Source organism: Polaromonas sp. P1_G2 (genome assembly GCF_056405515.1).
Map to the genome: position 1 here is coordinate 1 of NZ_JBFUBY010000166.1, position 9,497 is coordinate 9,497.

At 64.6% G+C, this 9,497-nt stretch carries 8 protein-coding genes and 1 pseudogene; 4 read left to right on the forward strand and 5 right to left on the reverse strand.

All coding sequences use genetic code 11. The features are described from left to right. Window positions 1-624 precede the first annotated feature (624 nt). From paoA to paoC, 3 genes are read left to right on the forward strand one after another with little or no spacing between them, the layout of a single operon-like run. Entirely contained in the window at window positions 625-1,272 is a 648-nt protein-coding gene (gene paoA / locus AC1D0P_RS16625; protein ID WP_477677760.1) for an aldehyde dehydrogenase iron-sulfur subunit PaoA, read from the forward strand. After that, window positions 1,269-2,225, forward strand: a complete 957-nt coding sequence (locus AC1D0P_RS16630; protein ID WP_477677761.1) for an FAD binding domain-containing protein — start codon at window positions 1,269-1,271, stop codon at window positions 2,223-2,225. Before paoA ends, AC1D0P_RS16630 begins: the two co-directional genes overlap by 4 nt. Next, the gene (gene paoC, locus AC1D0P_RS16635; protein ID WP_477677762.1) at window positions 2,222-4,432 is read left to right on the forward strand and encodes an aldehyde oxidoreductase molybdenum-binding subunit PaoC; all 2,211 of its coding nucleotides are present in this window, start codon (window positions 2,222-2,224) and stop codon (window positions 4,430-4,432) included. Before AC1D0P_RS16630 ends, paoC begins: the two co-directional genes overlap by 4 nt. Window positions 4,433-4,454: 22 nt before the next feature. Here the strand turns inward: paoC and AC1D0P_RS16640 are convergent, their stop codons facing one another. From AC1D0P_RS16640 to AC1D0P_RS16650, 3 genes and pseudogenes are all read right to left on the reverse strand, one after another. Then, a complete protein-coding gene (locus tag AC1D0P_RS16640) occupies window positions 4,455-5,789 on the reverse strand; it encodes a type II toxin-antitoxin system HipA family toxin (protein WP_477677763.1) in 1,335 nt (444 codons plus the stop codon). 21 nt (window positions 5,790-5,810) lie between these two features. Next, window positions 5,811-6,137, reverse strand: a complete 327-nt coding sequence (locus tag AC1D0P_RS16645; RefSeq protein WP_477677764.1) for a helix-turn-helix domain-containing protein — start codon at window positions 6,135-6,137, stop codon at window positions 5,811-5,813. Between the two features lie 575 nt (window positions 6,138-6,712). Continuing rightward, window positions 6,713-6,991 (reverse strand): annotated as a pseudogene (locus tag AC1D0P_RS16650) (IS21 family transposase); the annotation flags it as partial. Window positions 6,992-7,049: 58 nt separating this feature from the next. Between AC1D0P_RS16650 and AC1D0P_RS16655 the strand changes: the two are divergent. Then, window positions 7,050-7,514, forward strand: a complete 465-nt coding sequence (locus AC1D0P_RS16655; protein ID WP_477677765.1) for a hypothetical protein — start codon at window positions 7,050-7,052, stop codon at window positions 7,512-7,514. A 38-nt stretch (window positions 7,515-7,552) separates the two neighbouring features. On the opposite strand, the gene AC1D0P_RS16660 is transcribed toward AC1D0P_RS16655, so the two are convergent. Both AC1D0P_RS16660 and AC1D0P_RS16665 read right to left on the reverse strand, forming a co-directional pair. Then, complete coding sequence (locus AC1D0P_RS16660; protein ID WP_477677766.1) at window positions 7,553-8,347, reverse strand: citryl-CoA lyase; 795 nt, start codon at window positions 8,345-8,347, stop codon at window positions 7,553-7,555. A 17-nt stretch (window positions 8,348-8,364) separates the two neighbouring features. Then, window positions 8,365-9,497 (reverse strand): class I adenylate-forming enzyme family protein (locus AC1D0P_RS16665; RefSeq protein WP_477677767.1); only part of this gene is annotated, 1,133 nt, incomplete at its 5' end.

Consider the following 9,497-nt stretch of genomic DNA (forward strand, 5'->3'; position numbering starts at 1 on the left):
CAACCTGCGGTGCTCGACTACGGCGGGGTCTCGCGCAAACTCGCTTCGCTCAGACAAGCGCGATCCCTGATCCGCCTACGTCTGCGCTCCTCGGCCCAGCCAGGACGGGGCAATCGGGATCGGGAGCGGGGACAGAAGATACCAAGAAGACCAATACAAACAAGGACTCGCCAAGGCGAGTCCTTGTTTCTTTGCATTCGGTAATTGGTATTCCTTCCCCACCCCTTGTGGATGCGCCGAGGAGCGCAGGTTCAGGCGGATCAGGGATCGCGTTGTCTGAGCCGAAGGCGAGTTTAGCGAGACCCCGCCTGAACCGAGCACCGCAGGTTGCCCGCAGCGAAGCGGAGGGACGCAGCAACCAGGGTCGCGTTTTCTTTTGCTTCTTTTCTTTGGCGAAGCAAAGAAAAGTGAGTTGCTGCCGGCAACCCCGGCCAGCAAGATCAAGAGAAGGGCACTCCGCCGGAGCAAGACCGGGCTTCGACACATAACCCCAGGGCCACGGCGGCGCAGCCCCGGAGTAACCGCCACCGACCACACCCTAAGCCACAGTCCTACAAAGGAGATCCCCACCCACGCGGATGCTCAACCTTTCCCTAGCTGGTCTAATCACAARGGTGACCCCCCATGAACAATCCCGACCCCCTCACGGTTTCCCGTCGAGGCCTGCTGATTGCGGGCGCCGCCTCGGCGGCCGTCAGCTCACTTCCCAAGGACACGATGGCCGCCACTGAACCCCCTTCCGCAACCGCCGGCACCGTACCCACCGCCCGCGTCACGATCGAGGTGAACGGCAAGGCGCACACGCTGAACCTCGACACCCGCACCACGCTGCTCGACACCCTGCGCGAGCACCTGCACCTGACCGGCACCAAAAAAGGCTGCGACCACGGCCAGTGCGGGGCCTGCACCGTGCTGGTCGACGGCCAGCGCATCAACTCCTGCCTCACGCTGGCGGTAATGCACGAGGGTGCCAAGGTCACCACCATCGAAGGCCTGGGCACGCCGCGCCAGCTGCATCCCATGCAGGCGGCCTTCGTCAAGCACGATGGCTACCAGTGCGGCTACTGCACGCCGGGGCAGATCTGCTCGGCGGTCGGCATGCTTGATGAGATGCGGCGCGGCGTCCCCAGCCACGTCAGCGCCGACCTCAACACCCGCCCCGTGCTGTCGGCCGACGAGCTGCGCGAGCGCATGAGTGGCAACCTCTGCCGCTGCGGCGCCTATTCCAATATCGCCGAGGCGATTACCGAAGTCGCGGGGGTGGCGACATGAAACCCTTTACTTATGAGCGCGTGCGCACCCCGGCCGAGGCCGCGAAGGCCGTCATGCGCCATGCCAACGCCAAGTTCATCGCCGGCGGCACCAACCTGCTGGACCTGATGAAGCTGCAGATCGAGGCGCCGGCCCACCTGGTGGACGTCAACGGCCTGGCCTTCGACAAGATAGAAGCCACGCCCGAGGGTGGGCTGCGCATAGGCGCGCTGGTGCGCAACACCGCGCTGGCCGCCGACGAGCGCGTGCGGCGCGACTACGGCGTGCTGTCGCGTGCGCTGCTGGCCGGGGCCTCGCCCCAGCTGCGCAACAAGGCCACCACCGCCGGCAACTTGCTGCAGCGCACGCGCTGCCCCTATTTCTACGACACCGACCAGCCCTGCAACAAGCGCCAGCCCGGCAGCGGCTGCAGCGCCATCGGCGGCCACACGCGCCAGCACGCGGTCCTCGGCGCCAGCCAGGCCTGCATCGCCACCCACCCCAGCGACATGGCCGTGGCTATGCGCGCGCTCGACGCCACGGTGGAAACCGTGCGGCCCAACGGCCAGGCCCGCGTCATCCCGATTGCCGACTTCCACCGCCTGCCCGGCGACACGCCGCACATCGAGACCGCGCTGGAGTCCGGCGAACTCATCACCTCGGTGAGCCTGCCCAAGCCGGTGGGTGGCACCCACATCTACCGCAAGGTGCGCGACCGCGCCTCTTACGCCTTCGCGCTGGTCTCCGTGGCCGCCATCGTGCAGCCCGGCGGCGCTGGCCGCGTCGCGCTGGGCGGCGTGGCGCACAAGCCCTGGCGCGTCGAGGCCGCCGAGGCCGCGATGCCGCAGGGCGCCAAGGCCGTGGCCGCCGGCCTGCTGGCCGGCGCCCAGCCCACACCCGACAACGCCTTCAAGCTGACCCTGGTCGAGCGCACGCTCGCCGCCGTGCTGGCCCAGGCAAGGAGCGCAGCATGAAATTCGACACCCCCGCCACCACCAACCCGATAGACCAGCTCAAGGTCATCGGCAAACCCACCGACCGCATCGACGGCCCGCTCAAGACCAGCGGCGGCGCGCCCTACGCCTATGAGCGCCACGACGCCGTGCCCGACCCGGCCTATGGCTACATCGTCGGCGCCGGCATCGCCAAGGGCCGTATCGCCTCCATGGACCTGGACGCGGCGCGCGCCTCGCCCGGCGTGCTGGCCATCGTCACCGCGCGCAACGCCGGCAAGCTCGGCAAGGGCAGGTTCAATACCGCCAAGCTGCTGGGCGGCCCCGAGATAGACCACTACCACCAGGCGCTCGCGGTGGTCGTCGCCAAGACCTTCGAGCAGGCGCGCGCCGCCGCCCAGCTGATCAAAATCCAGTACGAGCGCACGCCCGGCAAGTTCGACCTGGCCGCCGCAAAAGCCAGCGCACCGCTGGCCAAAGCCTCCGACTTCGGCGGCACGCCCGAGTCCAAAATCGGCGACTTCGCGGGCGCCTTCGCCGCCGCGCCGGTGCAGCTCGACGCCACCTACACCACGCCCGACCAGTCGCACGCCATGATGGAGCCGCACGCCTCCACGGCCGCCTGGCAGGGCGACAAGCTCACGCTCTGGACGGCCAACCAGATGATCGACTGGAGCGTCGGCGACATGGCCGCCACGCTGGGCATCCCCAAAGAGAACGTGCGCCTGGTCTCGCCTTTTATCGGCGGCGGCTTCGGCGGCAAGCTGTGGGTGCGGGCCGACGCCTTGCTGGCCGCACTCGGCGCGCGCGCGGCCGGGCGCCCCGTCAAGGTCGCGCTGCAGCGGCCGCTGATGGCGAACAACACCACGCACAGGCCGGCCACCATCCAGCGCATACGCCTGGGCGCYGGCCGCGACGGCAAGCTCACCGCCATGGCGCACGAGGGCTGGTCCGGCGACCTGCCCGAAGGCCAGCCCGAAACCGCGGTGAACCAGTCGCGCCTGCTGTACGCCAGCGCCAACCGCTTCACCGCCACGCGCCTGGCCGTGCTCGACCTGCCCGAGGGCAACGCCATGCGCGCGCCCGGCGAAGCGCCCGGCCTGATGGCGCTTGAAATCGCCATGGACGAGATGGCCGAGAAGCTGGGCCTGGACCCGATCGAGTTCCGCGTCCGCAACGACACCCAGGTCGACCCCGAGCAGGCCGGCCGGCCTTTTTCGCAGCGCCGCCTGGTTGAATGCCTGCGCCTGGGCGCCGAGCAGTTCGGCTGGAACCGGCGCAAGGCGCAGCCCGCGCAGGTGCGCGAGGGCCGCTGGCTGGTCGGCATGGGGGTCGCCGCTGCCTTCCGCAACAACCTGACCATGAAGTCCGCCGCGCGCGTGCGGCTCGACAAGAACGGCATCGTCACGGTGGAAACCGACATGACCGACATAGGCACCGGCAGCTACACCGTCATCGCACAGACCGCCGCGGAAACCATGGGCGTGCCGCTCGAAAAAGTGCTGGTGCGCCTCGGCGATTCGGCCTTCCCGGTCTCCTGCGGCTCCGGCGGGCAGTGGGGCGCCAACAGCTCCACCTCAGGCGTCTACGCCGCCTGCATGAAGCTGCGCGAAACCATCGCCCAAAGCGCCGGCATCACCGCACCCGACGCGGTCTTTGCCGACGGCATGCTGCACGCCGGCGGCCGCTCCATCCCGCTCGCGCAGATCGCCGGCGACAAGGGCCTGGTGGCCGAAGACTTCATGGAATACGGCGACCTCGACAAAAAATACCAGCAGTCGACTTTTGGCGCGCATTTTGTGGAAGTGGGTGTGGACGCCGCCACCGGCGAGATCCGCGTGCGCCGCATGCTAGCCGTCTGCGCCGCAGGCCGCATCCTCAACCCCAAGGCCGCGCGCAGCCAGGTCATAGGCGCCATGACCATGGGCGTCGGCGCCGCGCTGATGGAAGAACTCGTGGTCGATAAGCGCCATGGCTTTTTTGTGAACCACGACCTCGCGGGTTATGAGGTGCCGGTGCATGCCGACATTCCGCACCAGGAGGTGGTCTTCCTGGATGAGACTGATCCTATGTCCTCGCCTATGAAGGCCAAGGGGGTGGGGGAGCTTGGGATTTGTGGGATTGCCGCTGCAGTTGCCAATGCGGTGTACAACGCGACTGGCGCGCGGGTTCGGGATTATCCGATTACGCTCGACAAGCTGCTGGAGCGCTTGCCTGCGGTGGATTGAGGGCCGGAGCGCAGAAGCCCCGTCATGCCGCGGGAATAGGCCCCGCGGAAGCCACCAAACCCTTCGCTTCTTCAAGCTCCGCATGCTCGAAGGCAGGCGCAAAGTCCTCAAGCTCCCTGGGCAAAAGGCCCACCTCGCTTGAAACGGCGACAGTCCGCCACTGGACGACCGCCGTCACCACTTCAGCCAGGATGCGCAGGGCATCCGCGGGCGCCAGTTCAAAGCGCGCGGCTTGCGCCAGCAACTGGCCCACCGAGGTGATGGCCCCCGTGTCCTCGGTCAACCAGGTTTTGGACTCACGCTCTTTGTCCGGGAAGGGGTTCAGGTCAAACGCCGGCGCCAGGCGCCACAGGTTTTTGTCCACATACAGGAAGCCGATGTTCTGCAGGTGGTCGTCGACGTTGGTGATCAGCAGGTTGAACACCAGCCGGCGCCAGAGTTGCCGCGTGTCATTGGCGAATTCAACGACCTTGGAGCGCATCGCGTCCACCACTTCCGCGTAGGCGCGCTCGTCATTGCGGGCGGCCTGCAGCAAGGTCGCGCCCGACATATAAGGAATCCGCCCGTTGTCCGCGGTGCGGTCAAAGCGCCGGATGAGTGCCACCGGTTCGCCCTGCACCATCACCACGCGCGCCCTGGCGGTGTCAATGCCGGCCTTTTCCGCCAGGCGCAAGGCCAAAACCTCTCCGCGCGTCACGCTGCGTTCGTCCTGAACACTCGGAAACTTTCCCATGGCCAGCCAGCCGTCGCTGTCCACCACCGTGCACTTCGGGCGCATCCCGCCCAGGGAGGTGCCCTTGCCCTGCAGGTACTTCAGGTCGGCGGCCGATTCCTTGTTGAGCTCCACCGCGCGCGACGCGCTCAGTATTTTTTCAAGCTCCAGCAGGGGCGGGGTGGCGCGCTGGCCTTCTTCGGTGACGCGCAGGTAGCCTCGCTTCGCATCGTGCAGGCGCAGCGCGCCGATACGGCTAAAGTCGTCCACCGCGCACAGGTAGTCCAGCTCCGTCAGGGCACCCAGCGCCGGGTTGTCCTTGCGCTCTTTCGCATGCGCCCGCGCGATCACCCGGCGGCCCCATGCGTCCGGCTCGGTGTCCGCCAAGGCCATGAAGAAGCAGGAGTCGTCCTTGCCGGGGGCTTTTCGGGCCTGGAAGCCCTGCACCCGTTGCAGGTCTGTAGAGATGTCAAACGCACGCGCTTGCGTGAGCCATGCCGGCGCATACGCGAACTGCGAGAACTCCCGCTGGCCGGACTTCACATAAACCAGCTTGCCCACCGGCAGCTCGTCGCGCCCGATCAACACATCCAGCTCCGCCTTGCCGACTGGCTCGGGTGTCCTGGATTTTTTGAGGGTGGCCATGGGTGCTTCCTTGGGGGCAGATCAGAAAGCGCCGCTATCGGCCCTGGCCTTGGGCAGGCGCGCGCGGCGCGGCACCTTCTCATCCATCAGTGCCAGGCCAATGGCGTCTTGCTGTGTGTCCAGCAATTGGTCCAGCGCCCCCAGCCCGCCCAGCACCTGAAGGGTTCGCGCCAGGTGTTGCAGCGCGGTACCGGGGTGGCCCGCCTCCATGCGCCGCACGGTGTTCACCGACGCGCCTATGCGCTCCGCCAACGCTGCCTGGGAGAGGTTGCGGCGCAGCCGCGCCAGGCTGATGTTCTGGCCAAGGCGCTGGAGGGTCCGGTCAACGGGTAAAGGGCTTGGTGTCATGAGAAATAACTATCTAAATATGACTGTTTAAATTAATTAAAGTGCCAAATAAAGATGATTATCTGTTTTTAGTCAAAAYTCATCAATCAATTTTTCAGAAATAACCAAATATGGATCATTAAATGATTTGTATATCCAAATATAGGTGTTTATATGGGATTTGTGGTGCTACCAGTGGCGCCGCACTGATTGTGCACCGTATGCGCGGGGAACTGGTGGCTTTGTTCCTCGGGGACTACAGGGCGCGGGCTACAGGCTTGGCCGGCGCCGCTTTTGATTGTCCATTGAAGGGAGTTGTCCACTCATATTGGGCAAATAGGCGTGGCCGCGATTGCTGGGCCGCTGGTGCGGATGGAGGAGTTGTCCGAGGCCTTGAAGGCGACGGCCGATGAGATTCGGGCGGCCAGTGGGGCTTCTGGGATGTTTAAGAAGAGGGCTTAGGAAGACGCCAGAGTACAGTTTTGACATGAAGGTGTTGAATTGCACTGAAGTCTGACCCGAGTTTTCCATCGAATATTGACCCACACTCTTTGTGAGCAGAAGGTGCTCACGATGTGGATAAGTTCTTGGTTTTCTCCTTTTTGGGCTGAGTCTGTGTGGATCTGCCTCAAAGTGCGCCRCTGTTTCCGCGATTTTGTTGCCTCGGTCACTAGCCAGGTGGCCAGCTTCTCGGCGTAGGGATCGAGCTTGCTAGGGGTTGCCCGCCTTTGGTAGCTAGGCTCGCTCTCTTCCGATCGCAGGTGCTTCTTCACTGTGTTGCGAGCCAGGCCTGTACGCCTTGAGATCTCGCGGATGGACATCTGATCCCTCAATGCCCATCGCCTGATGACATTCAATGTCGCCACGTCTATCACTCCTAATTTCCCCTGCTTTTAAAACAAGCAGGGTAGTGCCTACGTGGGTCAGTTTTGGATGGAAATTACTGCGCTAAGTGGATCAGATTTCGACGGAATTCAACAGGCTGTAAACCCTACTGACACTGAACCAAAGGAAATCACCATTGGCGGGAGTCGATTTGGCACGAGCTTTGATGTCATAGATAGGGCTTGTAGCCCCGCCAAAGGTAACCGCAGTCGTCTGGCTAAGCGTCACAGCGTGAATTGGAATCTCGAAGAATTGGCAGAACTTTTGCAGTTGATTTCAGCATCTATGCAAAATGTTATTAGTTATTTGAAGTCATATAACGGCGCTTCGCCTCCATACACAGTAGCTCTTCCGAACAACCTAAGTTTTCCAAGTGTTCTCTCGGAATCGTTCGTGCTTACAGAAGCTGTTCACGATGCAATTCCCACCTCCCTAGAAGAGGTCAAAGTAGCTGACGATAGAAATCGCGCGAGGAGAGCGCGAAATGAAAAGGCTCCAGGCGCCGAGGAGTGAAAAGTCCACGTCCTCAGGCACGCTAAACCGAACAACCGTCAAGTCTCCGCCTGGGCATTTCCCCCCACAAACGGAACCGCCCCCTCCACCGTCTCCCAAATAAACCGCCCCGAGGGACTGCTCTGCTCCTCGACGATATGCGACACCAGCCCCGCCGCACGCGAAATCACGGCAAAGCCGCGCATCACGGCAGTCGGCACCCCCATCTCCCCCAGCAACGCCGCCACAGCCCCGGTCGCATTGATCGTGATGGGCCGGCCCGCGACCGCATCAACCGCCGCCGAGAGCCGCTCCAGCGCGCGTATCTTGTCGCCGGCCAGTTCGGGTTCGGCTCGGGCTAAATCGAGCAGCTTGTAGGCGCGCRGGTCTACCGGTTTGTGCAGGTGGTGGCCGAAGCCAGGTATCGGGCTTTTGAGGTTTTTGTAATGTTGGGCGATGGTTAAGGCTTCGGCTTCTGGGTCTGCGGCCGATGCAATGCGGTCCAGCAGGCCTGAGCAGTTTTCCATGGTGCCGACGAAGGAACTGCCGACGGCCAGCAGGCCGGCAGCCACTGCGCCTTGCAGGTTTTCGGGGGCGCTCATATAGACCAAGCGGGTGGCGATGGCGCTGGGGGTGAGGCCGTGTTCCATCAAGACAATCAGCACCGCGTCGGTGATGCGCAGGTCTACGCCGCGCGGGGTGCGGTTCAGGATCTGCATGAGCATGACTTCGGTGAACGTCTTTTTGCCCATCAGGTCTTGGACCAGGTCGGCGTTGCGGTAGCGCAGGCTGGTCAGCGTGTGGGTGCACAGGCTGGTGACGGGTTTGGCTTGGGACTTTTTGGCGCTGGTCATGGGAAGTCTTTCATTCATCAGGCAGCCGCGGTCGCCGCAGCGGCGGCCAGGGCTTGTTCGCGCACGGCGCTTTTCAGGACCTTGCCGACCGGCGAACGCGGCAGGGTGTCGTGGAAGTGGATCAGCTTCGGTGTCTGCACCGGGCCCAGGCGTTCGCGCACAAAGGCGATCAGCTCGGCGGCTGTGGCCTGCCGGCCGGCGCGCAGCTGCACGGCGGCGTGCACGGCTTCGCCCCATTTGTCGTCGGGGATGCCGAAGACGGCGCATTCATGCACGGCGGGGTGCTGGCCCAGCGCGTTCTCGACGTCGACGGGGTAGACGTTAAAGCCGCCGGTGATGACCAGGTCCTTGAGCCTGTCCTTGAGGTAGAGGTAGCCGCGCTCGTCGATCAGGCCGCGGTCGCCGGTGTGCAGCCAGCCGTCGACGATGGTTTCGGCGCTCAGGCCGGGCAGGCGCCAGTAGCCCGACATCAGCAGGTCGCCGCGCGCCACGACTTCGCCGACCTCGCCGGTGGGCAGCAGCTTGCCGCCGGGCGCCATGATGGCGACGTCGCTGAACCAGGTGGAGCGGCCCACGGCGGCCCAGTTGCGTTCGTCCTCAAAATCTTCGGGCCGCATCACCGTCAAAATTTGCGGGGCCTCGGTCTGGCCGTAGGTGGTGCCCAGCACCGGGCCGAAGAAGTTGCGGACTTCGCGGATTTTTTCAGGCGGCATGGGGGCGCCGCCGTAGATCAGGCGGCGCAGATTCGGGAAGTCGGCGCGCGAGGCGCCGGGCAGGGCCATCAGCATATAGACCAGCGTGGGCGGCATGAAGCTCACGGTGCCGCCCTTGTCCTTGAAGGCGGCGCGCACCGCCTCGGCGCCCGCGCCGGCCAGCAGCACATGGCGGCCGCCCTGGGCCAGTACGGGCAAGAGGTAAGTCGAGGTGCCGTGCGTGACGGGCGCGGCCACCACATAACGTTCATGCTCGTCAAAACCCCAGGCGTTGATCTGGTTTGTGATGTTGGCCATCCACGCGCGGTAGGTCTGCATCACGCCCTTGGGCGCGCCCGTGGTGCCGCCGGTGAACTTGATGGCCTGGGTGGCTTCGGGCGGCAGGATAAAGCTGGGGCGTGGCGCGCCCGCGTGCCGTGCGCTGAGCGCGGCGATGT